The organism is Ensifer sp. LC11 (assembly GCF_001695835.1).
Classification (GTDB): Bacteria; Pseudomonadota; Alphaproteobacteria; order Rhizobiales; family Rhizobiaceae; genus Ensifer.
This window is the reverse complement of sequence record NZ_MBSO01000006.1, coordinates 140,768-167,223: the sequence shown is the minus strand read 5'-3', so window position 1 is coordinate 167,223 and position 26,456 is coordinate 140,768. Positions and strand designations below refer to the sequence as shown.

Annotated in this window: 23 protein-coding genes, 1 tRNA gene and 2 pseudogenes; 18 read left to right on the top strand and 8 right to left on the bottom strand. The window is 61.0% G+C overall.

What is annotated here, in order from left to right:
• Positions 1–103 precede the first annotated feature (103 nt).
• From BBX50_RS05270 to BBX50_RS30685, 3 genes and pseudogenes are all read left to right on the top strand, one after another.
• Positions 104–180 (top strand) — tRNA-Met (locus BBX50_RS05270).
• Between the two features lie 208 nt (positions 181–388).
• Positions 389–488 (top strand): annotated as a pseudogene (locus tag BBX50_RS30690) (LysR family transcriptional regulator); the annotation flags it as partial.
• A 129-nt stretch (positions 489–617) separates the two neighbouring features.
• Positions 618–802: pseudogene (locus tag BBX50_RS30685) on the top strand (transposase); the annotation flags it as partial.
• A gap of 122 nt (positions 803–924) precedes the next feature.
• On the opposite strand, the gene BBX50_RS05265 reads toward BBX50_RS30685, so the two are convergent.
• From BBX50_RS05265 to BBX50_RS05260, 3 genes are all read right to left on the bottom strand, one after another.
• Positions 925–1,965 carry a fatty acid desaturase gene (locus tag BBX50_RS05265; RefSeq protein WP_065774261.1) on the bottom strand — a complete coding sequence of 347 codons (1,041 nt, stop codon included), beginning with the start codon at positions 1,963–1,965 and terminating at the stop codon, positions 925–927.
• A 517-nt stretch (positions 1,966–2,482) separates the two neighbouring features.
• On the bottom strand, positions 2,483–2,623 hold the full coding sequence (locus tag BBX50_RS30405; protein ID WP_201723453.1) for a hypothetical protein: 141 nt from the start codon (positions 2,621–2,623) through the stop codon (positions 2,483–2,485).
• A 708-nt stretch (positions 2,624–3,331) separates the two neighbouring features.
• Positions 3,332–3,985, bottom strand: coding sequence for a TetR/AcrR family transcriptional regulator (locus tag BBX50_RS05260; protein ID WP_065774260.1), 654 nt, complete (start codon positions 3,983–3,985; stop codon positions 3,332–3,334).
• A 278-nt stretch (positions 3,986–4,263) separates the two neighbouring features.
• Here BBX50_RS05260 and BBX50_RS05255 point away from each other — a divergent pair, with 278 nt between their 5' ends.
• The 5 genes from BBX50_RS05255 (at position 4,264) to BBX50_RS05235 (ending at position 10,066) form a co-directional block, all read left to right on the top strand.
• Positions 4,264–4,827 (top strand): TRAP transporter small permease, encoded by a 564-nt coding sequence (locus BBX50_RS05255; RefSeq protein WP_065774259.1) that lies wholly within the window; start codon positions 4,264–4,266, stop codon positions 4,825–4,827.
• 10 nt (positions 4,828–4,837) lie between these two features.
• Positions 4,838–6,118, top strand: a complete 1,281-nt coding sequence (locus BBX50_RS05250; RefSeq protein ID WP_065774258.1) for a TRAP transporter large permease subunit — start codon at positions 4,838–4,840, stop codon at positions 6,116–6,118.
• Positions 6,119–6,174: 56 nt separating this feature from the next.
• Positions 6,175–7,191: a TRAP transporter substrate-binding protein gene (locus tag BBX50_RS05245; RefSeq protein WP_065774257.1), complete on the top strand. Its 1,017-nt coding sequence runs from the start codon at positions 6,175–6,177 to the stop codon at positions 7,189–7,191.
• Positions 7,192–7,281: 90 nt separating this feature from the next.
• Positions 7,282–8,142 (top strand): shikimate dehydrogenase, encoded by an 861-nt coding sequence (locus BBX50_RS05240; protein WP_065774276.1) that lies wholly within the window; start codon positions 7,282–7,284, stop codon positions 8,140–8,142.
• A gap of 34 nt (positions 8,143–8,176) precedes the next feature.
• Positions 8,177–10,066: a bifunctional sugar phosphate isomerase/epimerase/4-hydroxyphenylpyruvate dioxygenase family protein gene (locus BBX50_RS05235; protein ID WP_065774256.1), complete on the top strand. Its 1,890-nt coding sequence runs from the start codon at positions 8,177–8,179 to the stop codon at positions 10,064–10,066.
• Positions 10,067–10,213: 147 nt separating this feature from the next.
• On the opposite strand, the gene BBX50_RS05230 is transcribed toward BBX50_RS05235, so the two are convergent.
• Positions 10,214–10,423 (bottom strand): dodecin, encoded by a 210-nt coding sequence (locus BBX50_RS05230; RefSeq protein ID WP_065774255.1) that lies wholly within the window; start codon positions 10,421–10,423, stop codon positions 10,214–10,216.
• Between the two features lie 196 nt (positions 10,424–10,619).
• Positions 10,620–10,805: a hypothetical protein gene (locus BBX50_RS05225; RefSeq protein ID WP_065774254.1), complete on the bottom strand. Its 186-nt coding sequence runs from the start codon at positions 10,803–10,805 to the stop codon at positions 10,620–10,622.
• Between the two features lie 247 nt (positions 10,806–11,052).
• On the opposite strand from BBX50_RS05225, the gene BBX50_RS05220 reads away from it, so the two are divergent.
• From BBX50_RS05220 to BBX50_RS05210, 3 genes are all read left to right on the top strand, one after another.
• Positions 11,053–12,816 carry an adenylate/guanylate cyclase domain-containing protein gene (locus BBX50_RS05220; RefSeq protein WP_065774253.1) on the top strand — a complete coding sequence of 588 codons (1,764 nt, stop codon included), beginning with the start codon at positions 11,053–11,055 and terminating at the stop codon, positions 12,814–12,816.
• 608 nt (positions 12,817–13,424) lie between these two features.
• Positions 13,425–14,456: a four-carbon acid sugar kinase family protein gene (locus BBX50_RS05215; RefSeq protein WP_065774252.1), complete on the top strand. Its 1,032-nt coding sequence runs from the start codon at positions 13,425–13,427 to the stop codon at positions 14,454–14,456.
• On the top strand, positions 14,457–15,158 hold the full coding sequence (locus BBX50_RS05210) for an FCD domain-containing protein (protein ID WP_065774251.1): 702 nt from the start codon (positions 14,457–14,459) through the stop codon (positions 15,156–15,158).
• Positions 15,159–15,217: 59 nt separating this feature from the next.
• Here the strand turns inward: BBX50_RS05210 and BBX50_RS05205 are convergent, their stop codons facing one another.
• Genes BBX50_RS05205 through BBX50_RS05195 form a run of 3 tightly spaced genes read right to left on the bottom strand, consistent with a single transcriptional unit; the run spans position 15,218 to position 18,490 of the window.
• Positions 15,218–16,336 carry an iron-containing alcohol dehydrogenase gene (locus tag BBX50_RS05205; RefSeq protein WP_065774250.1) on the bottom strand — a complete coding sequence of 373 codons (1,119 nt, stop codon included), beginning with the start codon at positions 16,334–16,336 and terminating at the stop codon, positions 15,218–15,220.
• A gap of 4 nt (positions 16,337–16,340) precedes the next feature.
• Entirely contained in the window at positions 16,341–17,297 is a 957-nt protein-coding gene (gene pdxA / locus BBX50_RS05200; RefSeq protein WP_065774249.1) for a 4-hydroxythreonine-4-phosphate dehydrogenase PdxA, read from the bottom strand.
• Positions 17,294–18,490 (bottom strand): exo-alpha-sialidase, encoded by a 1,197-nt coding sequence (locus BBX50_RS05195; RefSeq protein WP_065774248.1) that lies wholly within the window; start codon positions 18,488–18,490, stop codon positions 17,294–17,296. The genes pdxA and BBX50_RS05195 overlap by 4 nt, the downstream gene beginning before the upstream one ends.
• 233 nt (positions 18,491–18,723) lie before the next feature.
• On the opposite strand from BBX50_RS05195, the gene BBX50_RS05190 reads away from it, so the two are divergent.
• The 7 genes from BBX50_RS05190 (at position 18,724) to BBX50_RS30680 (ending at position 26,398) form a co-directional block, all read left to right on the top strand.
• Complete coding sequence (locus BBX50_RS05190) at positions 18,724–19,596, top strand: DMT family transporter (RefSeq protein ID WP_083213552.1); 873 nt, start codon at positions 18,724–18,726, stop codon at positions 19,594–19,596.
• A gap of 26 nt (positions 19,597–19,622) precedes the next feature.
• Positions 19,623–21,122, top strand: a complete 1,500-nt coding sequence (locus BBX50_RS05185; RefSeq protein WP_065774246.1) for an ABC transporter substrate-binding protein — start codon at positions 19,623–19,625, stop codon at positions 21,120–21,122.
• Between the two features lie 87 nt (positions 21,123–21,209).
• The gene (locus BBX50_RS05180) at positions 21,210–22,124 is read left to right on the top strand and encodes an ABC transporter permease (RefSeq protein ID WP_065774274.1); all 915 of its coding nucleotides are present in this window, start codon (positions 21,210–21,212) and stop codon (positions 22,122–22,124) included.
• Positions 22,125–22,134: 10 nt separating this feature from the next.
• Entirely contained in the window at positions 22,135–23,058 is a 924-nt protein-coding gene (locus BBX50_RS05175) for an ABC transporter permease (RefSeq protein WP_065774275.1), read from the top strand.
• On the top strand, positions 23,051–24,670 hold the full coding sequence (locus tag BBX50_RS05170) for an ABC transporter ATP-binding protein (RefSeq protein WP_065774245.1): 1,620 nt from the start codon (positions 23,051–23,053) through the stop codon (positions 24,668–24,670). The genes BBX50_RS05175 and BBX50_RS05170 overlap by 8 nt, the downstream gene beginning before the upstream one ends.
• Before the next feature lie 27 nt (positions 24,671–24,697).
• The gene (locus BBX50_RS05165) at positions 24,698–25,579 is read left to right on the top strand and encodes a dihydrodipicolinate synthase family protein (RefSeq protein WP_065774244.1); all 882 of its coding nucleotides are present in this window, start codon (positions 24,698–24,700) and stop codon (positions 25,577–25,579) included.
• A 306-nt stretch (positions 25,580–25,885) separates the two neighbouring features.
• Positions 25,886–26,398: a DUF6438 domain-containing protein gene (locus BBX50_RS30680; protein WP_244513098.1), complete on the top strand. Its 513-nt coding sequence runs from the start codon at positions 25,886–25,888 to the stop codon at positions 26,396–26,398.
• The last annotated feature ends 58 nt before the right edge of the window (positions 26,399–26,456 follow it).

Genomic DNA, 26,456 nt, shown 5'->3' with positions numbered 1-26,456 from the left:
GAGACAAATCCTCACGGATTTGCTCGGCACAGACCGCAAATCCCAGAGGGATTGGCGCTGACCGGATAAAGCGGATAAATCCCATGGGGATCTACCGCGATGGCGCGGGGTGGAGCAGCCCGGTAGCTCGTCAGGCTCATAACCTGAAGGCCGCAGGTTCAAATCCTGCCCCCGCAACCAAAACTGTCCAAGACCCAAAAAGCCCCCGAGCCAAAAGCCGGGGGCTTTTTTGTGTTCGCGAGTTCTTCCTGATCCCGCGATAGCTGGTCCATTGCTTCGCCGAGCACGTATTGGAAGCGGCCGCGCGTCGCGTCGGCCGATCAATGCTCTTATACCGGGCGAAGTAGAAATGGCGTCGGTATATTCTTCGACCACCTACCAGCCCTTCGCGGGCTTCGGCATCGGTTTCGCGCCGGAAATGGACGAAGGACCTGCCGAACCGCAATTTCGAACTCAGGCCCGTGCGCGGCGTCGATCTCAAAATCGGCTCGTGAGAGCGCGGAACAACATCCTACGGAAGTGGATAGCGACCTGAGCCGTGGCAGAGTGCTTCGCTAAAGCATCGTACGTTTAATCAGACGCATACCCTGCCGCCTTGAGATAGTTCCAGCACTCGGGAGTTTGCGGCCGTCCTTCACTCTGAGGCCCTGTTCCGACATTTCGATGACCGCCGTCAGGTTACTGCCTACGCGGACTGGCGCCGTCACCTTGGCGAGTGGCGCGATCAATCGTGAACAGGGCCGTCTCGAAGGCGGGCAATCCACGGCTGCGAACGACAATGGTCGAACTAGCATGGTTATGGCCGCATCTCGCGACAGCCTCATCGACATTGCCCGGTCGCTGGTCCGGCCGGGCAGATGCGAGGGTTGTTCAGCGGGATCCTTGGTGCATGAAGACACCGAGACGGAGCCGGAAGCCCACCTGTTAAGCGTGAACGGCCACACTGGCGGCGTCGCGGAATGAGACGAGTCTCTGACGCCTGTCATCCCACAGGACGAGCCTGACGCAGCGCAAGCTTTCCCAAAGAGTGATGCGGCCGATATTCGCGAGTTGGGGGTGATCGCGCAGAACTTCCGGCAATCTGTAGTAGGGGATCCTGCTCGACAGATGATGCACGTGGTGAATGCCGATATTGCCGGTCAGCCATCTCAGCACCAGCGGCAGGTCATAGTGGGATGCGCCGTGTAGGGCTGCCTGAGGAAACTGCCAATCCTCGCCGGCCGACCAGTGCGTCTCTTCAAACTGGTGCTGCACATAGAAGAGCCAGATGCCGGCGGCGCCCGCCAGGAGCACGATCGGCAGGTGGATCAAGAGGAAAGGCAGGAGTCCGATCACCCAAGCTGCCAAACCGGCGCAGATCAGGATCGCAGCGTTCGTCGTCATGGTGGAGATCCAGGGCAGCGCACCTCCGTTCATCATGCCGACCGGCACACGCTGCTTAAGGAGAAAGAGCCAGGCAGGGCCGATGCCGAACATCACAAGCGGATGCCGGTACAAGCGATAGCCCAGGCGTTTCATGCGTGGAAGTGCACGGTATTCCGAGATGGTGAGCGTGGTGATATCGCCGGTACCCCGCTCGTCCAGATTGCCAGCCGAGGCATGATGAGCGGCGTGCGCCCGGCGCCAGTAGTCGTAAGGCGTCAACGTAAGCACGCCGATGACTCGACCTGTCCAATCGTCGAGGCCGCGACGAGCGAAGAACGAACCGTGGCCGCAATCGTGCTGGATCATGAAAAGGCGCAGGAGGAAGGCTGCAGCCGGAATGATGGCGATCAGCCCGTACCAGAACCCGTAGGCGAGGGAAAAATAGGCGATGGCCCAGAAGCCGGCGAACGGCACGACTGTGACAAGAAGCTCCAAGGCGCTGCGCCCATTGCGGGGCTGACGGTATTTCGCGAGGATCTTCAACCACGCTCGGGCATCATTTTCAACGGGTGACGCCGCTGGGTAGACATGTGTGTTCATCAAAACTGGTCCGTATTTCCTCGCCTCGCACGTGGTCTGCCAGGCCTATGGCTTGCGCCGGCGTTTCGGGCGCAATGGTTGAGAGTGTCAGGCCCGACGAGCCTTGCGCACCACACAACGGCGATCGCGCTTGGCCTCGTCGGTCAAAATGTCATCATGGGTGCGGTTTTGGGGGCAAAGAGAATGTCGCAGGAATGTGTCATGGCTTGGCAGCAGTTTTCGGTGCTGCGTATCGGAACAAGGGTATCCTACAAGGTGGATGCGCAACGCAATAGCGTTGCGCACAATTGTCGCCTCCCAGAGGCGGCGTTCGAAACGTTCGCCAATCTGGGATCACCACGCAACTCGCACGAGTTGGCGCGATCGGGTTGCCGAAATGCTGAAAACGGAGTTTCCCCGCAATGAACTCACCGCCCGAGTTGACGCTGTCCATCGCTCGACGTCAATGAGCCGATGACCCTTGGCGCCTTCGCTGCGTCGGAGGCGGCATGCGAGCCGCCTCTGCTCCCATTTCCAGCTATTTCTGCTTCTTGCCGAGGCTAGGCCCGCTGTTGGCGAACTTGACCTGATTGCCCGGCACGGCGGCGGCCGGTGCCACGGACTTGTCCTTTTTCGGCTTTCGAACTTCGCGATTGCTTCTTACCTGGCCTTTGGCCATCGGATCCTCCCGGATTTTAGGTTGATTGTGTGTTGCAGCTTTCAACGCTGCAGCATGACCGTGCCTTTGGGTCCACTCAGCAAAGACCCGCTGATGTTGACGAGACTACGCGCCGCTGTGTGAAGGCGGAGGTCGGAAGACACGCGGTCCTCCTTTCGTTGGGGGCCAGGACACTAACGCCCCGAAGCAGCAGCGCCCTGAAAATGGCTGCTGACGGTGAGAGCATGTGCCATTTAAAGGTCATACGCAATGGCCTTCGCCCGCTCCGAAAGCACTCCACGGATCGTAGAGCCGCAAGCCGGGCGTCTCGACACAGCCTACGCCCGAAGACCGCGCCCCGTAACGGAAGAGAGCGCTTCAAGGTCAGCGTCAACGCCGTCCCAAAGACTTCGCTTTCCTGCCAATGGCGACCTGCTTTATTGAGGTTTTCGGCCACCCAGCGACCGCTCGAAAAGAGGTGGCCCCTTCGGCCCGCACCAACGGCGGCGCACTACACCGATTTGGGGAGATCGGTAGGGACTCGCTGAAAACAAGGTCGGCGCGGCGCTTGGCCGTCACGATCGTTCGTGCTTGGTGTTGCCGCGGCCTGGCGTCGCCGTGATCAAGTCGTCCGCCGATGAAAGATGAGCGCATTGCCACTTGTTCGGTCTGCTGAACGGGGGGCGTTCTCCCGCGTCGCAGACCGAAATGTCGTCGCTCAACCGGTCGTCAAAATGGTCCGTCAGGATCCTTCAGATAGCTGATAACGGCATCGGCGATCATGGTGCGATGCCGGCCAATCGTCGTCGGCTCAGATAGGTCACGGCGGAAGATCGTTCCGAATGTGTAGCGGTTGGACACCCGGAAGAAGCAGAAGGCACTGATCAACATGTGCACGTCGATCGGATCGGCCTTCCGCTTGAACACGCCATCGGCGATACCACGCTCCAGAATGCCAGCGATCGTCTCGATGACCGAGACATTCAGGTCGCGGATCGCGTCCGAACGCAGCATATGTGCGGCGTGGTGGATGTTTTCGATGCTGACCAATCGCACGAAGTCGGGATTGGCCTCATCGTGGTCGAAGGTACTGGAGATGAGCGTGCGCAACGCCTCTTCCGGCGCAAGGCTTGCGAGTTTCAGATCCTCCTCAAGTGTGCGGATCTTGCGATAGGCGCGCTCCAGCACGGAGAGGTAGAGTCCCTCCTTGCCTCCGAAATAATAGTAAATCATGCGCTTGGATGTACGCGTCCGCTCAGCGATGGCATCGACACGCGCGCCAGCTAGACCATGAGTCGAGAACTCCTCGGTGGCAACGACGAGGATATCTTCCTTCGTCCGTTCCGGATCGTTCTTTCGACCTGCCTCAACCCGCCCTGCCATTCTCTCGCGTCACTCCCCGGCACCAGCTAAAATTTCCTCAATAAAACCAAACCGAAACGGGCGAACCACAGGGCTCGTCATCTCGCCTCCCATGGAATTCATATTGAGGTTACGGGGGTCTTTCAAGAGAGACCGCTTGACATACGTACTAGTTCGTACATTTTGTAGTGAGCGGCGGCGACTGGAGGAGGTCGTCATCGTGCCGTGCTCCTGGGGCACCCCGAAGCTCAATATGACGCTCGGGGCGCAAGGGTGGCACGCCGCTTTGGGAGGAGCGCATGACCCGCATCATCGATTTCTATTTCTTCGCGCTGAAGGTGACGATTGCCCTGCTGCTCGCCGGCATGGTGGTGCTCGTCTTCGGCAATGTTGTTCTGCGCTATGCCTTCAACCAGGGGATCACGGTTTCGGAGGAGCTGTCCCGCATCTTCTTCGTCTGGCTTACCTTCCTTGGCGCCGTCGTCGCCATGCGTGAACACGGTCATTTGGGTGTTGACACACTGATCAAGCGACTACCGCCGCTTGCGGCAAGGATCGCTGTACTCTTGGGCCACGCGCTGATGCTTTTCGCGACCTGGCTGATGATCAGCGGCAGCTGGACGCAGACGCTGATCAATCTCCACGTCGGCGCGCCAGCGACGGGGCTTTCGATGGGCTTCTTCTACGGCGCCGGTCTCGCTTTCGGTGTTCCCGCTTTCCTGATCCTGCTTGCCGACGCCTTCGCGATCGCCACCGGCCGTATCGATGTGACAACCGCCGAACTCGTGCGCGATAGCGAGGACGAGCTGGCGCTCGACGATCTACCCGAGCCGGTGCTCGGCCCTGTTTCCACCAAGCGCTGAGGGGGCTTCGATGACCGTTACTATTTTCCTTGCCGCGCTTCTTGGACCCATGACGCTCGGCGTGCCGATCGCCTTCGCGCTCATCATCAGCGGTGTCGCGCTGATGCTCTACCTTGGGCTCTTCGACGCACAGATCGTGGCGCAGAACGTCTTGAATGGCGCCGACAGTTTCCCGCTGATGGCCGTGCCCTTCTTCCTGCTCGCCGGAGAAGTCATGAACACCGGCGGGCTTTCCCGGCGCATCGTCGCGCTGGCCATGGCGATGGTCGGCCATATTCGCGGCGGTCTCGGCTTTGTGGCAATCTTTGCCGCCTGCATTCTTTCAAGCCTTTCGGGCTCGGCTGTCGCCGATGCTGCTGCCCTTGGCGCCCTGCTCCTGCCGATGATGCTGAAGAGCGGACATGACGCGGCACGCGCCGGCGGGTTGCTCGCCTCCGCTTCGGTCATCGGCCCAATCATCCCGCCGTCGATCGGCTTCATCCTCTATGGCGTCGTCGGCGGTGTTTCGATCACCAAGCTCTTTCTTGCCGGCATCTTTCCAGGCCTGATGATTGCTGCGGCTCTTTGCGTCACGTGGCTCATCGTTGCCCGCAAGGAGCAGTTCGAGTTGCCGCCAAGACAAAGCGGAGCAGTGCGGCTCAAGGCGCTCGTCGATAGCATCTGGGCGCTCATGCTACCGGTGATCATCATCGTCGGCCTGAAATTCGGGGTTTTCACGCCAACCGAGGCCGGCGTTGTTGCCGCCGTCTACTCGCTTTTCGTCTCGATGGTTGTCTATCGCGAACTGCCGTCGGCACAGCTCTTCCATGTCTTCGTGTCGGCAGCGAAAATTACTGCCGTCGTCATGTTTCTCGTCGCCTGTGCCGCGGTCTCCGCATGGCTGATCACGGTTGCCGACGTCCCCGGGGCTCTCGCCGCCCTCATCGAGCCATTGATGGACAACCAGACCCTGCTGCTGCTTGCGATCATGGTGCTGATCGTACTCGTCGGCACTGCCATGGACATGACGCCGACCATCCTCGTCATGACGCCGGTGCTGATGCCTATCATCAAGCAGGCAGGCATCGATCCGGTCTATTTCGGCGTCCTGTTCATCATCAACAATTCGATCGGTCTCATCACGCCTCCGGTCGGAACGGTTCTGAACGTCATCTGCGGCGTTTCGAAACTGTCGATGGAAGAGCTGATGAAGGGCGTGATGCCCTTCCTGTTTGCCGAACTGATCGTCCTATTCCTGCTCGTCCTGTTTCCTGAACTGGTGACCGTGCCGGTCTCCTGGTTCGGGCACTGACGGCAGGCTCACGCTTCAACACGGCCGGGAAAGCCGGTCCAACCTGGGAGGAGAACATGTTGAACAGATTGACAAAGCTGGCCTTGGGCCTTGCCTTGCCGCTCGCTTTTCTGACGGCAGGGCCGACGCTTGCGGAGATCCGCGACCAGACCATCAAATTCGCGTCCGCCAACAACAAGGGTCATCCGCAAGTCACAGGCATGGAGAAGTTCGCCGAGCTCGTGAAAGAAAAGAGTGGCGGCAAGATCGAGGTGAAGCTCTTCCCGGGCGGCACGCTCGGTGGCGACGTCCAGACCGTCTCGGCACTGCAGGGCGGCGTCATCGAAATGACAGTGTTGAACGCCGGCATCCTGGCCAACAATGTCAAGCAGTTCGGCGCGGTCGACCTGCCGTTCCTCTTCGACAGCGGCGCGGAGGCGGACAAGGTGATGGACGGTGCCTTCGGCGCCAGTCTGCTTAAGCTCTTGCCGGATACCGGCCTCGTCGGCCTCGGCTATTGGGAGCTCGGTTTTCGCAACCTCACCAACAATCGCCATCCGGTCACCAAGCTTGAAGACATCAAGGGCCTGAAGATCCGCACGATCCAGTCGCCGATCCCGATCGAACTTTTCAACACGCTCGGCGCCAATGCCGTGCCGCTGCCCTACACGGAACTCTATACCGCGCTCGAAACCGGGACGGTCGATGGACAGGAGAACCCGGCCGCAAACATCCTGAACGCAAAGTTCTACGAGGTGCAGAAGTACATGACGCTGACCCGTCATCAGTACAATCCGCAGATCGTGCTCGTCAGCAAGAAATTCTGGGACGGGCTGAATGAGGAAGAGACGTCCGTTCTCCAGGCGGCCGCGACCGAAGCTCGTGACTACCAGCGCAAAGTGTCGCGCGAAGCGGACGCTGCAGCCCTTGAGGAAATTCGCAAGACCGGCATGGAAATCAGCGAATTCAGTCCCGAGGAAACGCAGAAGCTGCGTGATGCCGTCAAGCCGGTGATCGAGAAGTTCAGTGCTGAGATCGGAGCCGAGACGGTTCAGGCGCTCTTCAAGGAAATCAGCGCCGCCCGCGGCCAGTGACAGATGCAGAGTTTCCGGCCCGCCGGCAAGACGGTGGGCCGGATCGATGCGACTGCGCGTTGCTGAGGACAAAGAATGGAAACGGAAGCGATGAGCGAAACGCTTGTACGACCCTTGAAGGCCGGCCTGATCGGCGCAGGCATTCAGGCCTCGCTGACGCCGGCAATGCATATTGCGGAAGGCGCAGCTCAGGGGCTCCGCTATGAATATGAACTGATCGATCTCCACGAACTCGGCGCAACGGAAGACGATCTGTCGCATCTGCTTGCCGATGCCGAGCGGCGCGGACTGGCCGGCCTCAACATTACCCACCCGTGCAAGCAGGCGGTCATTGCCCATCTCGACGAGCTTGCCCCCGACGCCCAAAGGCTCGGCGCCGTCAACACTGTCGTGCTCAAGAACGGGCGACGTTACGGTCACAACACCGACTGGTGGGGATTTGCCGAAAGCTTCAGGCGCGGGCTGCCTGACGCCGACCTTTCCTTCGCCGTACAGCTTGGGGCCGGCGGTGCGGGTGTGGCGACGGCCTATGCCGCGCTTTCGCTCGGCCTGAAGCGCCTCGTGGTTTTCGATCGTGAGGCGGAGCGGGCGCAGTCGCTCGCCGAGATGCTGTCCGCATTCTTCCCCGAGGCCGAAATCGCCGCGGGAACGGATCTTCCGGCTGCGATGCGAATGGCGTCGGGGCTGATCCATGCAACACCGACCGGCATGAAGAACTATCCCGGGTTGCCACTCGACAACGATCTTCTCGACCCGCGCCACTGGGTGGCCGAGATTGTCTACTTCCCCATCGAAACGGCGCTCCTTGCCGAGGCGAAACGGCGCGGCTGCCGCACGCTCGACGGTGGTGGCATGGCCGTGTTCCAGGCGGTCGGCGCCTTTCGCCTGTTTACCGGGCGCGAGCCGGACGCAGCCCGGATGCTAAACCATTTCAAGGTGATGACCGGCTGACACTGCCGCCGGAAGTTCCAGCAAGGACAAAAACATGAAGACCTCGATAGCAACGGTTTCGCTCAGCGGCGATCTCAAGGACAAGCTGCGCGCCATCGCCAAGGCGGGCTTTGCCGGTGTCGAAATCTTCGAAAACGACTTCCTGGCATTCGACGAAAGCCCGCGCGAGGTTGGCCGAATGGTGCGCGACTTTGGTCTGGAGATCAGCCTGTTCCAACCTTTCCGCGATTTCGAGGGCATGCCGGAGCCGCTGAGAGCCCGCACTTTTGACAGGGCCGAACGAAAGTTCGACCTGATGCAGGAGCTTGGCACGGACCTCGTCCTCGTCTGCTCCAATGTCTCGCCGGCCGCAATCGGCGGTATCGACCGGGCGGCTGCCGACTTTCGCGAACTCGGCGAACGTGCAGCGAAACGGAATCTGCGCGTTGGCTACGAGGCGCTCGCCTGGGGGCGCCATATCAGCGACCATCGCGATGCCTGGGAAATTGTCCGGCGCGCCGATCACCCGGCGATCGGGCTGATCCTTGACAGCTTTCATACTCTGTCGCGCAAGATCGAGATCAATTCGATCCGCTCGATCCCGAAGGAGAAGATCTTCATCGTCCAGCTTGCGGATGCACCGCTGATCGACATGGACCTGCTCTACTGGAGCCGGCACTTCCGCAACATGCCGGGCGAAGGCGATTTGCCGGTGACCGACTTTACCCGCGCGGTGGCGGCAACCGGCTATGATGGTTATCTGTCGCTCGAAATCTTCAACGATCAGTTTCGCGGCGGTAATGCCAATGCCATCGCTGTCGATGGCTATCGCTCGCTGATCTATCTCGGCGATCAGGTCAAGCGCGCCGAACCGCATATTCGTTTGCCGGTTCCCGAAATGCCCCCGCGCGTCGACGTGAAGGGCGTGGCGTTCGTGGAGTTCAGCGCCTCCGAGGAAGAGGCGGGAGAACTCGAAGCAATGCTGCTGACGATCGGTTTCAGGAAGGCGGCGCAGCACCGGACCAAGCAGGTGGTGGTCTACCGCCAGGGCGGCATCAACCTGGTGGTCAACACCGAGCGGGAAGGTTTTGCCAATGCCTCCTATCTGGTGCACGGCACATCGGCCTATGCCTTCGGCCTTATGGTGGACGATGCGGCGGCGACCGTCGAGCGGGCACGGGCACTGGGCGCCGAACCCTTCGAGCGGCGGGTCGGGCCGGATGAACTGCTGGTTCCGGCTATCCATGGCGTTGGCGGCGGGCTCATCTACTTTTTCGACGAGGTGTCCGAGCTTGCCAATATCTGGGAGATCGAATTCGACCAGGTGCGCGACGAAGGTCCGGCGATGCCCGCCGGCCTGACCACGATCGATCACATCGCCCAGACCGTCAAATACGAGGAGATGCTCACCTGGCTGCTCTTCTATACGTCGCTGCTCGACGCACGAAAGACGCCGATGGTCGACATTGTCGATCCGGCCGGCATCGTCCGCAGCCAGGTCGTGGAAAACGACGCAGGCACGCTGCGCCTGACGTTGAACGGTGCGGAGAACCGCAACACGCTGGCAGGCCACTTTATCGCCGAGACGTTCGGCTCCGGCGTGCAGCACCTGGCTTTTGCCACCAGCGATATCTTTGCCACGGCTGAGGCGCTGCGCGCAAACGGGTTCAAGGCGCTGCCGATATCACCCAACTACTACGACGACGTCGAGGCGCGCTTCGGTCTTGCTTCGGAACTCGTCGAGCGGCTGAGGGCCGAGAACATTCTTTATGATCGGGACGAGAACGGCGAGTTTTTCCAGCTTTACAGCCCGACCTTTGGTGAGGGCTTTTTCTTCGAAATCATCGAACGACGCGGCTATCGCGGCTACGGAGCAGCCAACGCCATCTTTCGCATCGCCGCGCTGAGAAAATACCTGAGACCGGAGGGGCTGCCAAAAAACTGAGCTCCCGGCGTTAGCATCGGGGTCGGCGACTGGCACGGCTCGGGCAAGTTCCTGTTCGAACTGCAGCGACGATCGGCGCTTCCGAGCGGGCCAACCGCTGGCGACACTGGAACCGTCGCCTGTCATGCAGCTTCGTGTGAAACGACATTAGTCGTCGATGCGAAACCCAACTTTCATGACGACCTGATAGTGTGCAACCTCTCCATCCTTGATGTGCCCCCTGATTTGATCGACCTCGAACCACTCGAGATTTCTCATCGTCTTTGAGGCCCGCGCGATAGCGGTCTCTATCGCATCCGTGACAGAGGTCTTCGAGCTTCCGACAAGTTCGACTTTCTTGTAGACATGGTCACTCATGCGATCCTCCAGTTTGCGATTTGCCTGCGAGAGAGCAGCACGACAATGCTACGCGCCTTGCATCTCTCCGATGGCGCCAGGAATCCAACCTTATTTGGCAAGCCGTAAAATGCCGGCTCTTGTCAAATGTACACCTGCTGTCGGGTTGTTTCGCAATGCGCTCGCGACCGATCAGCGGAGGTTCAGTAGCCACGCATTACCGCCACTTCGGTGTACGCTGCGCGTTGTTCAGGAGCTCGCGGGCTGTTGCGAACATGCCGAACAGGCTTGTAAGACGACGTTCCTCTTCCGCGCAAAGACGATGTCGTTTGCAAAAATCATGGACTGACCAGACTTTCGTGGCGGCGTCGGTTTCGAGCTTTTCGGCTTCTACGCGTTCCATGCTTACCTCCCTGCACACCTCATTAGGGAATTCTACTAAAGTCTAGTGTGGCTGTGAATAAACTAAGACATAGGCCATTTGGGCTATGTGTCGAGGCAAACGCGTGCAGCGCGTCCGGCGGTGCGCGACGAACGCCTGTGCGGCGGCTGATCCTTCGACCTTCCGACTGGCGACAAACAGCTGCGGATGTGGGAAAATACGCCCCTGCTAAGCCCAACGATATCGTGCCCGTGGAGAAGTCACCGCTGTGGATCGAAAGCTTGCAGCCATCCTTTCGGCCGACGTTGCTGGGTTCAGCCGCCTTGCCGCGCTCGACGAGGAGGGTACGGTTCGGGCACTCGATCTGTGCCGCGGTCGGATCGCCGAATTGGTTAGCGAGCATGGCGGCCGTATTTTCGGTAGCGCAGGTGATGGCTTTGTCGCCGAGTTCCCAAGCGCGGTTCAGGCCGTCCGGTGCTCTGTCGAAATCCAACGCCGTCTTTCCAGTCTCTCAGAGGACTTTCCGCCCGATCGCCGCTTGGAGTTCCGCATTGGCGTCAATCTGGGTGACGTTGTTGTGTCTGGAGACGATCTTCTCGGCGACGGCGTCAATATCGCGGCGCGCGTGCAGGAGATCGCCGCTCCGTCCGGCATCTGCATTTCCGCATCGGTGCGCGAGCATCTCGACGGCAAGGTGCCGTTCGCGCTGACCAGCCTTGGCGAACGGAGCTTGAAGAACATTCCCCGGCCGATTTCCATCTTTCGGGTCGATTGGCAGCAAGGGATGCCCGCCGACGGCGGCAGCGCGTCCGCCGTATTATCTGCGACCTGCCGTGGCAAGGATCAGCCGTCGATCGTCGTAATGCCTTTCGACAACCTCAGTGGTCACGGCGACGAATACTTCGTGGACGGCGTTGTTGAGGAGATTACCGCCGCGCTCTCGCGCGTTCGGGATTTCTTTGTGATCGCGCGACAGTCCGCGTTCACCTACAAGGGGCGCTTCGTCGACGTGCGTGAAGTCGGCAGGGAACTCGGCGTCAATTATGTGGTCGAAGGCACCGTTCGCCGAGGCGGCGACCGGCTGCGCATTTCCGTGCAATTGGTCGACGCGGAGACGAGGACCCAGTTCTGGTCCGATCGTTACGAGGGCGCAATCGAAGATATATTCGAGTTCCAAGATCGGATTGCGGCACAGGTGGCAGGCGCCCTTCATCCGGCCATTCGCGATGCCGAGATCGAGCTTTCCAGACGCAAGCCGCCGACCAGTCTACGGGCCTACGATCTCGTTATGCGCGCCTATCCGAACATTTGGGGCCGCCGCAAGGATACGAACAACCAGGCGATTGAACTGCTTCGGCAGGCGATCGCCGTCGATCCTGGTTATGGCCGCGCGCATGCACTCTTGGCGTGGTGCCACGCCTCCAATGCCTCCTACCTATGGACCGAACAACCGGAGCATGAGTTGGAAAATGCGCGCGCAGCGGTTGAGGTTGCCGGCTCAATCGGTGATGATCCAACCGCGCTGACCGCCGCCGGCGCGGCAATGAGCATCTGCGGCGACCAGGAGCGCGCTACCACCTTTATCGAAAAGGCGCTTGCGCTCGATCCAAACAATGCCTGGGCATGGGCGCGCCTGGGCTGGCTGGCCATCTACAAGGACGAGGCCGCTCGCGCAACGGAACATTTCCAGCGTGGGATGACCCTGAGCCCAAGAGATCCGCTCGCATTCAACATGAGAATGGGGATGGCTTTCTCCTTGGCCATGGAAGGTTCTTTGTCACAGGCCATCGCGATAGCCCAGGAGGTTGTCAACACCCATCCTGACGTGACCTGGTCCTATCGCCACCTCGCCGCCTGGTCGGCGATGAGCGGGGACTTGGAGACCGCCCGATGGGCCGCGCAGAAGCTGTTGGCGGCCGAGCCGGGCTTTACCATAGAGCGGTATCGGGCGCTGCCGTGGTTTCAGAATATACCGCAATGGGAAGGTCAAATTGCCGAGGGTTTGCGGCAGGCAGGATTGCCTGAGCGCTGATTGCCGTTCAAGGACCTGCACAGATCGAGAAGGCGCAAAGCCAAATTAGCCGGGAACAAGGCTCTTGAAGTTCATCTCTGATCTCCTGACAAAATCAAACCCGCCGCGTGAACGCCCGATGCCGTTGCTCCAGACGGCCTCAACGAGCGAACGCGCTGTTAGTGCCGGCATCCTCCGTCACCTGTCGGGGTGTGCTTCGAGCCAATCTTCAGGCCGCGAACCGATGTTGTCCCTGGGGCGAGCCCGCTTCTCGAAATGGTGAGGCCGCCTCCCTTTTGATGAGGGCTTGGCGGCCTCAAGGCATTGCACCTCGATCAGAATCCCACTCCTGATGCACTTTTGAGTCAAGGTTTAGAATTTAGTCAACTCGGGTTAAAGCGTACGTCGACCGTAGCACCTCACAAGTCATTAGAAACACTGCCGCAACGCTTTCCTTGCGAAATCAAGCCGGGAGGGTAGAGACGAATCCCAGGCGATCCGGATCTCGACGAAAGGCAGGCCGACGTTTCGCCTGTTCGCCATAGATTTGTAAATTAAACTCAAAAAACATTGACATTTCAATACTAGATGTAGTTATAAAGATAACAACAAATTTCCGGACCTCTACCATGTTGGCCATTGTCGCTGATGATCTGACGGGAGCGCTCGATGCGGCTGCGCCGTTTGCGGCGAGGGGTATGCATGTCGAAGTCGCGTTGGTAGCCGAGGCAATCGAAGACGCCCTTCGGCAAAAACCGGACGTTCTTTCAATCAATCTCGGCTCGCGCGAGCTAAGCGGCGAGGTCGCAAGGCAGCGGGCGGCCGCGGTCCTTGCGACCCTGCCTTCCGAAACGCTTCTCTTCAAGAAGGTCGACTCGCGCCTGAAGGGCAATATCGCCGCAGAACTCGACAGCATGCCTTTTCGTTCTGCCTTGGTGGCTCCGGCCATTCCGGCATTTGGTCGATACGTGACAGGTGGGTACGTTCGCGGCTTTGGGGTGGACGCGCCGATTTCCGTTCATGAACGGCTCGGTCGGCATGCGGATAGGTCTACGATCCCCGATGTGGCCAGCGCGGCTGAGATGCGTGCCTCGCTCGAAGATGCTGAGCGGAATGGCGTCGACCTGTTGATAGGGGCGCGTGGCCTGGCTGAAGCGCTTGCCGAACGCATGACCAACGAAGCGGCCGCGCAGGCCGCCGAGATCTCTGCCGGTCCGGCCTTGTTCGTCATCGGATCCCGAGATCCCATCACCCTTGCCCAGATCGACGTTCTGCGCCGCGCGATAGCGGCGCGCTATCTGGCCGCACCCAATGGGCGGCTCATAGACGCCGCAGACGATGGCAGCGCGATCACCCTCGTCCAGGCTGTCCCGGGCGAAGGCGAGCTCTCATCGGAAGAAGTTTCCGAGGCGCTTGCCGATAGCGTCTGTCCGAACCTCGCGCGGTCGGCCGGCACGATGCTTCTTTCCGGTGGCGCCACGGCAGAGGCGGTTTTGAAAAGGATGGATATCCAGCGTTTCCGCCTGCTCGGCGAATGCCTGCCGGGCTTGGGCTTGGCTGAGGTCGAAGGACGTTGCATCATCGCCAAGTCCGGTGGATTCGGCTCTCCGGACACGCTGAAGCAGATCGCGGACGCGACCCTCCACAAGATGGGAACATAAATGGGATTGGAGAACGGAACAGCACGCAAAAGCCTTGGTGATCTCGTCTTCGAGCGTATGCACCGTGCGATCAAATCCGGCGCCTACAAGCCAGACGAGCGCTTGCCGACCGAACATGATCTGGCCAACGAGTTCGAGGTATCCCGTCCGATCGTTCGCGAAGCACTGCGCCGGCTGCGCGAGCAGGGGTTCATCTATTCGCGACGCGGTGCCGGCAGTTTCGTTCGTGCCGTCGGCATGCGTGAGCCGCTCGGCTTCGGTCAGCTCGAGAATGTCGCCGATCTTCTCAACTGCTACGAGTTCCGCCTGACGGTCGAGCCGGCCGCCGCAGCGGCCGCGGCCGAGCGCCACGACGCGGCCACCTTGGCCGCCATTCGCCAGGCGCTGGAACTGATGCGCGACGCCACCAACCGGCAATCCCACCGCGAGGACGCGGACTTCCAGTTTCATCTTGCGATCGCGCGCGCCGCGCAGAACAGCTATTTCTTCACCGCGATGGAGGCGCTCAAGGACCACATCGCCGTCGGGATGCGGTTCCATGGCGCCTCGGTCAAGCGCGAAACCACGGGTTTGACGCGGGTCTTCGCCGAACACGAGGCGATCGCCGAGGCCATTGCTGCACGCGAGGCAGCCAAGGCGAGACAACTCATGCATGATCATCTCGCGGGTTCCCGCGAACGCCTGTTCCAGGCAACGAAGTAACATTTCAAACATCAAACCCCGGCCAAGTGTCGGGGTTCTGCTTCGGTGGCGGGTGTGCGTCAGAAAGCGGCCTTGTAGACGGCGAGCACATCCTCAACGCTCATGTCGATTGGATTGTTGTCCATAAGACGGCGGTTGGCATGGGCCTCGGTCGCATAGAGCGGCAGGTCGTCCGTTTTTGCCCCGTGAGCGGCAAGCGACATTTCGATGCCGAGATTGCGGCAGAAGTGGCGGGCGGCGTCGAGAAGCTCGCGCGCTGCGAGGTTGTCGCCAAGGCCAAGGGCCTGCGCGACTTCCGCGGTCTTGTTAGCTGCAACCGCCTGGTTGAAGGCGAGGACGTGGGGGAAAATGATGGCGTTGGCCAGCCCATGCGGCAGGCGAAGCCTTGTTCCGAGCGGGTAGGCGATGGCGTGACCGGCGGCCGTATTCACCGGCCCAAGGCATATGCCGCCATAATAGGAAGCAAGCATCATCCCTTCACGCGCCTCTGTATCGGTGCCATCCCTGACAGCGCGCGCAAGATACTTGCCGACGAGCCTGAAGCCCATGCGGGCAAAGCCGTCGATCATCGGATGCGCGCGGCGATTGGTGAAGGCTTCAACGCAGTGCGCCATGGCGTCGACACCGGTAGCAGCGGTGACCGCCGGCGGCACGGAATAGGTAAGCTCCGGATCAAGGACGGCGAGATCAGCGATCATGTGCGGGCTTTCGACCGCGATCTTGTTGCCCTTTTCCGGATCGGTGATCAGCGAGCGGATCCCTGCTTCCGAGCCGGTGCCGGCGGTGGTGGCGACCTGCACGAGACGCGTGCTGCGGCCGGCAACCCTGTTCGGCCCGGCAACGTCCGCCAGCGTCTGTTGTGCGTTCCAAAGGACGGCAACCAGCTTGGCGACGTCGAGAACCGAGCCGCCCCCCAGGCCGACGATCAGGTCCGGCTTCTGCCGGCGCGCAACCTCGAGGGCGGCGTTCAACGTTGCGATATCGGGTTCACCGGGAATGGCGTCAAACACGGCGATGCGGCCCGCAAGCTTCAAACGATCGACGAAGCCGGCGGTAATCGGCGTTGCTATGACCAGGATCGACGTGGCGTCGGCGGCCCAGTTGCCGACCTCTGCGATCGTGCCGGCGCCGACGACGAGGCGGCGGGGCTGGTGAAGGGTGATCTGAGCGGGGGTCATGGCGTCATCCTCGCTTGGCAGTGCCCGACACCAGCTTGCGGGCGTAGGCGATCGCGGAGTTCATGTTGCCGTGGTTGGCAATACCCTTGCCGGCAATGTCGAAGGCGGTGCCGTGATCGACCGAAGTGCGGTCGATCGGCAGGTCCACCGAAACGTTGACGGCAGTGTCGAAGGCGACAAGCTTGACGGGGATGTGCCCCTGGTCGTGATATTGCGCGACAACCAGATCGAAGGCGCCGGAATAGGCGCGGTGGAACACGGTGTCGGCCGAGATCGGGCCGTAGGCATCGATGCCCTCCGCCCGCGCGGCCTTAACGGCCGGCGCGATCTGGTCGTCATCCTCGGTGCCGAAGAGGCCGTTCTCGCCGCAATGGGGGTTGATGCCGGCAACCGCGATCTTGGGCGCCGCATAGCCGATGCGCTTCAGATGCGCATCGCCGGCCCTGATGGTGGCCAGGACCCGCTCGGTTGTCGCGCGCCGGATCGCTTCCTGAAGCGAGACATGGGTCGAGACGTGAATGACCTTGAGGCGCTCCGAAGCGAGCAGCATGTAGGCTGCCTTCGAACCCGTCAGGCTGCGCAGCATTCCGGTGTGGCCGTCATAGTGATGGCCGGCAAGGTTCAGTGCTTCCTTGTTGATCGGGGCGGTGACGATGCAGCCGATGATGCCGGCTTCGGCATCCCGCACCGCCTTTTCGATGAAGCGAAACGCGGCGTCGCCGGCAACGGGGCTCAACTGACCCCAGGGAAGCGGTGCGCCTTCGACCGGCAGGTCCACGACGTAAGGGGTGAGGTCGATGTCGAGACCCAGGGCAGCGCGGGCCGCCTCGAGTGTTTCAAGGTTGCCGTAGATGCGCATTGTCTCGCGCTCTTGCTGCGGCATTTCCGCGAGTGCACGAACCGAAATCTCAGGGCCGACGCCGCATGGGTCTCCCATCGTTATGCCTATGATATTGCTCATGAGAGTCTCCCTGCGTCGGCGTGGTCCCAGCCGGGGGCCAGGCGGACATATTTGATGGCGCGCCGGTGGTAGGTGTAGGCGAGGTGCATGGTCCCGTCCGGCCCCTCTAGCAGCCAGGGATAGGACATTTCTTTGTTGCGACCGTCGGTTGAGTCGTTGGAAAGGCAGGTTCCAGGACCATCCTCGATGAGCACGCGGACGGGAAAGGACTTGCCGCCATCCTCGGAAAGGCAGAGAGCGACGGGCGCCCGCGGCACGCCCCAGATCGGCACGCAGCCACCTTCGGGGTTCGCATCGGGGCGTCCGTCCTCTTCGCCGAGTTCGTCGTAAAGGGAGGCGCGTCGCTCGGTGAATTCCGCTGCGCTGACCGGATTGCAGATCGTTGCGATGCGGCCATTGCCAAGTCGTATGGCGGCGATGGAGGAGTTGTTGTTCGGTACGTCGCTCGGCTCCGGTGCCGACCAGGTGCGTCCGCCATCAAGGCTCTCCGTCCTGTAGATCCAGTCGGCTTGCCGGCGGCGAAAGAGCGCGGCGAGGCGGCCTTGTCCAAGGGGGACGGGTGACATGTGCACGCAACCGATCGAGTGGTCGAGATCTTCCAGCTGCCACGTTTCACCCTGATCGAGCGAAACGCCAATGGCGGCGGTGTCATGGCTGCCGTTCCATTTCTGACCGGGGCGCTGAACGCACCGGAAGATCGGCAACAGCCACGCGCCGTCATCGCGCACCACCACAGGCGCACGAACGAAGCAACCGCGCGGTAGATCGAGATAGCGACCTTCCACGGCGATAAGTGCCAAGGGGTCGGACGGGTCCCGGCGGACCTCGGCCATCCGGATCCGGCACTCATCCTGATTACCGGAGGGTTGGGAGGTGTGAAAAAGCCAAAGCCTGCCGTCGGAAGCGGTGAAGAGCACCGGGTTTTGTTCCGAATGCGCCGGGTCGAAGCTCAGGCGTTGCGGCGGTCCCCATGCTGTCGCGTCCTTGGTCAGAACGGAGGCAAAGATCGAAATATCGGACCTGCCTTCCAGCGTGCCGCCGAACCAGGCGCAGGCAAGCGCACCATCTGAAAGCAGATGCAGGAAGGCGGCGTGGTTCTGCACCATGGGTGATGGCAGCAAGGCTTCCTGACGGGCGGGCGACGTGGATCGAAGCGCGCCATTCATGCTGTGGGCTATTTCCTCTGGGGTCATTGGTTCCTCCTGCTTGCCTCTGAAAATCGGCAAATTTACAAAGTTGTCAAGTTCTATTATGTCATCAATCGGCGCAACAATCGGAATAAATTTTATTAAGTCTTTGATATCGTATGATTTAAAACGACACTGAGCGGCCATCAGATTTTACATAGCAAAATAGTTTGACAAATTTGTTTGAAAAGGAGATTGTCGTGTCAAGCCGGCAAGAGGATGCCGGGGAGGAGGTTCCCATGCCGGAAGCCGACAGCCCTCGTGGGGCTAAGATGGCCGTGATCTTTGCGGTTGGCGCTGCGATCCTTGCGGCAGCCGACGCGGTGATCGTGCGGGCACTGAACGGGACCGTGCACCCCTTCGTCATCGGCTTCTTTCGCGCCTTCTTCGGCGCGGTCATTCTATTGCCTTGGGTGATGCTGCGGCCGTCCGTTCTGCGCTCAAGTCACCCCATGCGCCAGCATGCGGTCCGTGCCGGCTTCAAGCTTCTCGCCATGGTGGCCTTCTTTGCTGCCTTCAGCTGGGGCCCGTTGGCCGACGTGACGGCGATTGCCTTCATGTCGCCGATCTTCGTCCTGCTGGGTGCAGCGTTGACGCTCGGCGAGCGGCCGGGTCCGGTGATGATCGGCGCCGTGGCGCTTGGTTTCGTCGGCGCAATGTTGATCGTCGGACCGTCAGGGACCGGTTTCAGCCTGGCCATCTTGCTCGCCCTGATCGGCGCGGTGCTCCAGTCCGCCATCCAGCTGATCCTCAAGGCGATGTCGAAAGGAGATTCGACCTCGACGCTTGTCGTCTGGAACCTTCTGCTGACGGTGCCGATCGCGTTTGCCTTCGCGCTTCCGTTCTGGACCACGCCGGGGGCGAGGGAGTTGTCTTTGCTGGCGCTCCAGGGTGTCGTCGGCACGGCCTGCATGGGCATGATGACGCATGCCTTTTCGCTCGCCCCCGCCACGATCATTGCGCCGGTCGATTTCCTGCGGCTGCCGCTCGTAGCGGTCGGCGGCTTCGCACTCTTTGGCGAGCACATTGCGCTCACCACGCTGTGCGGCGGCGGGCTCATTGGTTTTGCCGCGCTGATCGCCGCCCGATCCGGAAAAGCAATGTCCGGCTGAACGAATTTCACTAGGGAGGAAATGCCGTGAAGAAACTGTTTGTCTTGAGTGCGCTCATGTTGGGTTCTGCCCTGTCGCCCGCCTTTGCAGGATCAGGTCCGATCAAGATCGTGCTTGCAGAAGAAGCTGACCTGCTCGAACCGTGCATGGCCACGCGCTCGAATATCGGCCGCGTCATCATGCAGAACGTCAGCGAAACACTGACCGAGCTCGATGTTCGCGGCGGCAAGGGCGTCATGCCGAGGCTTGCCGAGAAATGGCAACAGAATGAAGACGGCAGCTGGCGCTTTCATCTGCGCCAGGGGGTCAAGTTTTCGGACGGCACGACCTTCGACGCCAAGGACGTCAAGCACAGCTTCGATCGCATCATGAGCGACAAGAACACCTGCGAGTCGCGTCGCTATTTCGGTGGCATTACGGTGACCCCCACCGTGGTCGATGATTACACCATCGACTTCAGTGCCGATCCGGTTCAGCCGATCCTGCCGCTTTTGATGTCTCTCGTCACGATCGTGCCCGAGGAAACGCCGCTTGAGTTCATCCGCGAGCCGGTCGGGACCGGTCCCTTCAAGCTCACCAACTGGACGCCAGGACAGCAGATCGTGCTGACGAGCCGCGACGACTATTGGGGCGCCAAGCCCGAGGTCACGGAAGCAACCTATCTCTTCCGCGCCGATCCATCCGTGCGCGCCGCCATGGTACAGACGGGCGAGGCCGATCTCTCGCCGTCGATTTCGCAGCTGGACGCCACCAATGCGGCCACTGATTTCTCCTATCTCGACAGCGAGACCGTCTATCTGCGCATCGACCACAACATCGAGCCGCTGAACGACGTTCGGGTTCGCCGTGCATTGAACGTCGCGATCGACCGGCAGGCGTTCCTCGGTACGCTTGTTCCCGACAGCGCGCTGCTCGCAACGGCGATCGTGCCGCCGCCGACGCTCGGCTGGAACCCCGACGTGAAGGTCTTCGCCTATGATCCGGAAGGCGCAAAGAAGCTGCTTGAGGAAGCCAAGGCCGATGGCGTCAAGGTCGACACACCGATCACCATCATTGCGCGCTCGGCCAACTTCCCGAACGTGACCGAAATCATGGAAGCCATACAGGCGCAGCTTCAGGAAGTGGGCTTCAAGGTCGAGCTGAAGTTCGTCGAGGTCGCCGAGCACGAGCAGTACTATTCAAAGCCGTTCAAGGAGGGCCGCGGCCCGCAGATCGTCGCCGCCATGCACGACAACTCCAAGGGCGACCCGTCATTCTCGATGTTCTTCAAGTATGCGACCGACGGCACGCAGTCCGGCTTCTCCGATCCGAAGGTCGATGATCTGATCAAGCGTGCGTCGGCCGCTGTCGGGGAGGAACGTGCCAAGCTCTGGTCGGAACTGATCGCCTACGTGCATGACGATGTCGTCGCTGATGTCCTGCTGTTCCACATGGTCGGTTTCTCTCGCGTCTCCGAACGGCTGGACTTCAAGCCGACGATGGCGACCAACGGCACGCTCCAGCTCTCCGAGATCAAGATCAAGTAAACTGCCCTGGCGAACCAGGCGTTCGCCAGTCACAACAGCTATCAAGGCGGTGGGATGATCCCGCCGCCGGATTTCTCCGAGGGCGCCATGCTGAAATTCGTTCGAACACGCGCCGTGGCCAGTCTGATCTCGCTCGTCGGGCTGCTCGTCATGGTCTTCTTCCTGTCGCGGTTGACGGGTGATCCGGCGGCGTTGTTCCTGCCGGTCGAGGCTTCCGCCGAAATGAAGGAGCAGTTCCGCGAACTGCACGGTCTGAATGATCCGCTGCTGGTGCAGTTCACGCGCTATGCCGGCGACGTCGTAACCGGCGATTTCGGCGAATCCCTGCGCAAGGCCCGACCTGCGCTGGATGTGGTGCTCGAAGCCTTCGTCTGGACGCTTTGGCTTGCCGTCATCACGATGACGCTGGTCGCCGGTGCAGCAATCGTCGTCGGCTCACTTGCCGCCTTCCGCACCGGTGGCTTCTTCGACCGGCTGTCCTCCGTCATTTCGCTGATCGGCGCCTCGGTTCCGGATTTCTGGATCGCAATCGTTGCGATCGTGGTCTTCTCGGTCAATCTCGCCTGGCTGCCGACTTCGGGAACAGGCTCACTGCTTCACTGGGTTCTGCCGATCGCGGTGCTATTCATCCGACCCTTCGGCATCATCGTGCAGGTGGTGCGCGGCGCGATGATCGGTGCGCTGTCTTCGGCCTATGTGAAGACGGCCCGTGCCAAGGGTGTCAAATCCGGACCGATCATTTTCGTGCACGCATTGCGCAACGCCATGCTGCCGGTCATCACCGTGCTTGGCGATCAGGCGGCAAGCCTCCTGAACGGCGCGGTCATCGTTGAAACCATCTTCGGCTTTCCCGGTGTTGGCAAGCTGATGATCGATTCCATTCTGCAGCGGGATTTCAATGTCGTGCTTGCGGCAATCCTCGTTACGGCGCTGGCGATCTTCCTCATGAACCTGTTGATCGATCTCGCCTATGCGCTGCTCGATCCGCGCATCCGGCATTGAGGAGGCAGTCATGACCCTGCAGATCAATGACACTGTCGTCGTCGAGGAGCCGCCTTTCGCAACGCGGATGTTCCGCATGCTGCTTGCCGACAAGTTTGCCCTTTGCGCGGTGATCTTCCTCATCTTCATTTTGATCCTGGCGATCGTCGGCCCGAGCTGGCTTGGCGATCTCGCGACCAAACAGAACCTGCGCGGACGAAACGCCGCGCCCTTCGATTGGGCGCGCGGATGGGTCTGGTGGATGGGGGCCGACGCACTCGGCCGGCCGCTGCTTGCCCGCATCATTGTCGCCACGCAGAACACGTTGATGGTCGCTGCCGGCGCTGTCACGCTTTCCGCGGTCGCTGGCACGTTCCTCGGCCTCATCGCAGGCTTTTCCTCGCCGCGTGTCAATCAGGTGATCATGCGGCTGGCCGACGTCATCATGTCCTTTCCGTCGCTGCTGATCGCGGTGATCGTGCTTTATATCCTCGGTTCGTCGATCCTGAACCTGATGCTGGTGTTGGCGATCACCCGTATCCCGGTTTATCTGCGGACGACGCGAGCGGAGGTCCTGGAAATCCGTGAGCGCATGTTCGTCCAGGCTGCACGGGTTATGGGCGCTTCGCGCAACCGCATCCTTTTCCGCCATATCCTGCCTGTGGTGCTGCCGACATTGACGACGCTTGCGACGCTGGACTTCGCTTACGTCATGCTCGCCGAAAGCGCGCTGTCCTTCCTCGGTATCGGCATCCAGCCGCCCGAGATCACCTGGGGTCTGATGATCTCGCAAGGACGGCAATATCTCACCAATGCGTGGTGGCTGTCCTTCTGGCCGGGCCTTGCAATCATCCTCACCACCATGTCGCTCAATCTGCTCTCCAACTGGCTGCGCATCGCGCTCGATCCGGTGCAGCGCTGGCGTCTCGAAATGAAGGGTCACAAGCATGGCTGACCATCTCCTGGAAGTCCGCGACCTCTCGGTCGAGTTCCACACCGCCGTCGGCGTGGTCAAGGCGGTCCGCAACATCTCCTATCACCTTGACCGCGGCGAAACGCTGGCGATCCTCGGCGAAAGCGGGTCCGGCAAGTCGGTCTCCTCGGCTGCGATCATGAACCTGATCGATATGCCGCCGGGACGCATCAGTTCGGGAGAGATCCTGCTCGATGGCACCGACCTTCTGACGATGCCGACGCATGAGCGGCGCCAGATCAACGGACGTCGCGTCGCGATGATCTTCCAGGATCCGCTGAGCCACCTTAATCCAGTCTATACGGTCGGCTGGCAGATCCGCGAGGCGCTCACCACCCACGGAACCGACGGCGCCAAGGCTGCGTCAGAAGCGTTGCGCCTTTTGACGCGGGTCGGCATTCCCGACCCCGAGCGCTCGTTGCACAAGTATCCGCACGAGTTTTCCGGCGGGCAGCGCCAGCGCGTCATGATCGCCATGGCGCTTGCGCTTCGCCCCGACCTCCTGATCGCCGACGAGCCGACGACGGCGCTCGATGTCACCGTGCAGGCCGAGGTCCTGGCTCTGCTCGAGGAATTGCAGCACGAGACCGGAATGGCGGTCCTCATCATCACCCACGATCTCGGTGTCGTCGCCGAGATCGCCGATCGCGTCGTGGTGATGGAGAAGGGCGTTCTGGTCGAGACCGGTACCGTGCGCGAGGTCTACAAGAACCCGCAGCATCCCTATACGAAGAAGCTGATCGCCGCCGCTCCGGGGAAGGGGGAGATGCATGCGCCAGCCGCCCGGGCCGAGCCTGTTCTATCGGTCCGCGACGTGCGCAAGCGCTATGGTTCCTTCGAGGCGCTGAAAGGCATTTCCTTCGATCTCATGCCGGGCGAGACGATGGCCGTCGTCGGTGAGAGTGGCTCGGGCAAGTCGACGCTTGCCCGCATTCTGCTGCGTCTCGACGAACCGGACAACGGCAGTGCCTTGTGGAAGGGGCGCGATCTCTTCACGATGTCGCCCGCCGAACTCTACAAGCTGCGCCGAGACCTGCAGATGGTGTTCCAGGATCCGACGCAGTCGCTCAATCCGCGCATGACCGTCTATCAGCTGATCTCAGAGGCCTGGGTCATTCATCCCGACATCCTGCCCAAGGCCAAGTGGCGCGAACGCGTTGCCGAACTGCTGGTTCAGGTGGGGCTTGGCCCGGAGCACATGGGACGCTACCCGCATCAGTTTTCCGGCGGCCAGCGCCAGCGCATTGCGATTGCGCGCGCGCTCGCACTCGAGCCGCAACTGATCATTTGCGACGAGGCCGTTTCGGCGCTTGACGTCTCGGTGCAGGCGCAGGTGATCGCACTGCTCGACAAGCTGCGCAAGGAAATGGGCATCGCCTTCATCTTCATTGCCCACGACCTGCCGGTGGTCCGCGATTTCGCAGATCACGTGATGGTCATGCAGAAAGGCAATGTCGTCGAACTCGGCACCGTGCGCGACGTGTTTGAGACGCCGCGGCAAGACTATACCCGCGCGCTTCTTGCCGCGGGTCTCGATCCCGATCCCGACGTTCAGGCCGCTCAGCGCGCCGCCCGTCTCCAGCGTGCCTCTTGAGGTGTCGCTTACTCAGAGGAACACCGAATGACCAAGCAAGCCTATGTCGCCCTCGTGACCTGCTTCAACGAGGACGAAACCATCAACTACAAGGCGACGCGCGCCCAGGTTCGCCGCCAGGTGGAGGCCGGCAACAACATCATGTGTGCCGGCACCAATGGTGATTTCACCGCACTGACATCAGAGGAAAAGGTGCGTCTCACCGAGGAGGTCGTCGACGAGGTTGGTGGCCGTGTGAAGGTTATTGTCAATGCCGGGATGCCGGCGACCTTCGAGACGTTGAAGCTCGCCCGAGAATTCGATCGCATCGGCGTCGACGGTATCGCCGTGATCACACCTTTCTTCATCGCCTGCACGCAGGATGGCCTTATCCGCCATTTCTCGACAGTCGCCAATGCGGTGAAGACCCCCGTCTACCTCTATGACATTCCGGCCCGGACACAGAACCACATCGAGCCGGAAACCGCCCGCAAGCTTGCCGACCACGGCAACATCGCCGGCATCAAGGATTCGGGCGGCGCCAAGGAGACGCTTGAGGCCTATCTGCAGGTCGCCAAGGAGGTCGATGGTTTCGAGGTCTATTCCGGCCCCGACCACCTGGTTCTCTGGGCGCTGCAGAACGGGGCTTCCGGCTGCATTTCGGGCCTCGGCAATGCGATGCCGCATGTGCTTGCAGGCATCCTGAAGGCCTTCAATGCCGGCGAAGTTGCCGAGGCGGAAAAGCAACAGGCGACCTTTGCCGCTTTTCGAACCGACCTCTATGCGCTGGGCTTTGCCCCCGCCATGGTCAAACGCGCGCTCTATTTGCAGGATGCTTCCGTCGGCGCGAGCCGCCAGCCGGCTCTGCTGCCGAACAAGGAACAGGACGATCAGATCGCTGCAATCCTTGAACGTTACAGCCTTCTGTAGAAGGTCCACCACGGCGCCCGGAACCAAGTGCACCCATCGTTTTGATCAGCAGGATCCTTTTAGGCGGGGATGCTGCTGCAGTAAAAAGTGGGTGCGGCCCCCGATGAAGTTAGGCGCAAACGAAGTGGGCAACCGGCTTGCGCACTCGCTTTTCCTCTGTGGTGCCGGGCACCGAAGTGACTAAGGCTGCAGCCGTTCTATTTTGGTGCTTGGGCGATCGCACAATCGGAGGCATTCTCGTTCTCGTGGTCGATCCGTGGCAAGGCTGACGGCCGAACGTTTTCTGTTGCTGAAAGGGTGCTCACCATGGTGATGTTGATTGCGAGGGTCGCATTCGCGTTGGCCGCCTCATTGATGGAACAGGGTCAAGCGCCAAGCATCGTCGTTGAACGCGGGCCGTGCCTCGGAGAATGCCCAGTCTATCGTTTCAAGGTCACTGCCGCCGGCGGTGGTGAGTTCGAAGGCCAGCGCTTTACCAACATTCATGGCCAACAGAGTTTCTCGATCACGCCGAGGGAATGGTCCGCCTTCCAGTCGGCGCTCGCACCTTACCGGCCCCACGGGAACGAAGACATCACCGCCGGGCATCCGCGTTGCACCCAGATGGCCACGGACCACCCATCCGTGTCGGTGACGTGGATCGACGCCGAGCGCACTGACCAGCTCTTCTTCAACTTCGGATGCAAGGATCCTCAGAATGACGCCCTGGCTCAGGCGCTGGCCGCCGCGCCAGATCTGCTGCCGGTCGGGAAACTGATCGAGGATCGGCGCCTCGAGGATGGTGCATGGGAACGCCGACCTTTGAGCGTACCCAAATGATCGAAAACAGCGGGCCCTATCTTCAAGCCCGCGTCAATGCTTTCGGACAACATAGACT

Excerpts from the sequence above, each read along its gene's own strand:
- BBX50_RS05170 (WP_065774245.1), top strand. The coding sequence starts at position 23,051 with ATGGCTGACCATCTCCTGGAAGTCCGCGACCTCTCGGTCGAGTTCCAC.
- BBX50_RS05235 (WP_065774256.1), top strand. The coding sequence starts at position 8,177 with ATGAAGACCTCGATAGCAACGGTTTCGCTCAGCGGCGATCTCAAGGAC.
- BBX50_RS05225 (WP_065774254.1), bottom strand. The coding sequence starts at position 10,805 with ATGGAACGCGTAGAAGCCGAAAAGCTCGAAACCGACGCCGCCACGAAA.
- BBX50_RS05265 (WP_065774261.1), bottom strand. The coding sequence starts at position 1,965 with ATGAACACACATGTCTACCCAGCGGCGTCACCCGTTGAAAATGATGCC.
- BBX50_RS30405 (WP_201723453.1), bottom strand. The coding sequence starts at position 2,623 with ATGGCCAAAGGCCAGGTAAGAAGCAATCGCGAAGTTCGAAAGCCGAAA.
- BBX50_RS05215 (WP_065774252.1), top strand. The coding sequence starts at position 13,425 with ATGTTGGCCATTGTCGCTGATGATCTGACGGGAGCGCTCGATGCGGCT.
- BBX50_RS05190 (WP_083213552.1), top strand. The coding sequence starts at position 18,724 with ATGCCGGAAGCCGACAGCCCTCGTGGGGCTAAGATGGCCGTGATCTTT.
- BBX50_RS05165 (WP_065774244.1), top strand. The coding sequence starts at position 24,698 with ATGACCAAGCAAGCCTATGTCGCCCTCGTGACCTGCTTCAACGAGGAC.
- BBX50_RS05195 (WP_065774248.1), bottom strand. The coding sequence starts at position 18,490 with ATGACCCCAGAGGAAATAGCCCACAGCATGAATGGCGCGCTTCGATCC.
- BBX50_RS05245 (WP_065774257.1), top strand. The coding sequence starts at position 6,175 with ATGTTGAACAGATTGACAAAGCTGGCCTTGGGCCTTGCCTTGCCGCTC.
- BBX50_RS05205 (WP_065774250.1), bottom strand. The coding sequence starts at position 16,336 with ATGACCCCCGCTCAGATCACCCTTCACCAGCCCCGCCGCCTCGTCGTC.
- BBX50_RS30680 (WP_244513098.1), top strand. The coding sequence starts at position 25,886 with ATGGTGATGTTGATTGCGAGGGTCGCATTCGCGTTGGCCGCCTCATTG.
- BBX50_RS05250 (WP_065774258.1), top strand. The coding sequence starts at position 4,838 with ATGACCGTTACTATTTTCCTTGCCGCGCTTCTTGGACCCATGACGCTC.
- BBX50_RS05210 (WP_065774251.1), top strand. The coding sequence starts at position 14,457 with ATGGGATTGGAGAACGGAACAGCACGCAAAAGCCTTGGTGATCTCGTC.
- BBX50_RS05175 (WP_065774275.1), top strand. The coding sequence starts at position 22,135 with ATGACCCTGCAGATCAATGACACTGTCGTCGTCGAGGAGCCGCCTTTC.
- BBX50_RS05260 (WP_065774260.1), bottom strand. The coding sequence starts at position 3,985 with ATGGCAGGGCGGGTTGAGGCAGGTCGAAAGAACGATCCGGAACGGACG.
- BBX50_RS05230 (WP_065774255.1), bottom strand. The coding sequence starts at position 10,423 with ATGAGTGACCATGTCTACAAGAAAGTCGAACTTGTCGGAAGCTCGAAG.
- BBX50_RS05180 (WP_065774274.1), top strand. The coding sequence starts at position 21,210 with ATGCTGAAATTCGTTCGAACACGCGCCGTGGCCAGTCTGATCTCGCTC.
- pdxA (WP_065774249.1), bottom strand. The coding sequence starts at position 17,297 with ATGAGCAATATCATAGGCATAACGATGGGAGACCCATGCGGCGTCGGC.
- BBX50_RS05255 (WP_065774259.1), top strand. The coding sequence starts at position 4,264 with ATGACCCGCATCATCGATTTCTATTTCTTCGCGCTGAAGGTGACGATT.
- BBX50_RS05240 (WP_065774276.1), top strand. The coding sequence starts at position 7,282 with ATGAGCGAAACGCTTGTACGACCCTTGAAGGCCGGCCTGATCGGCGCA.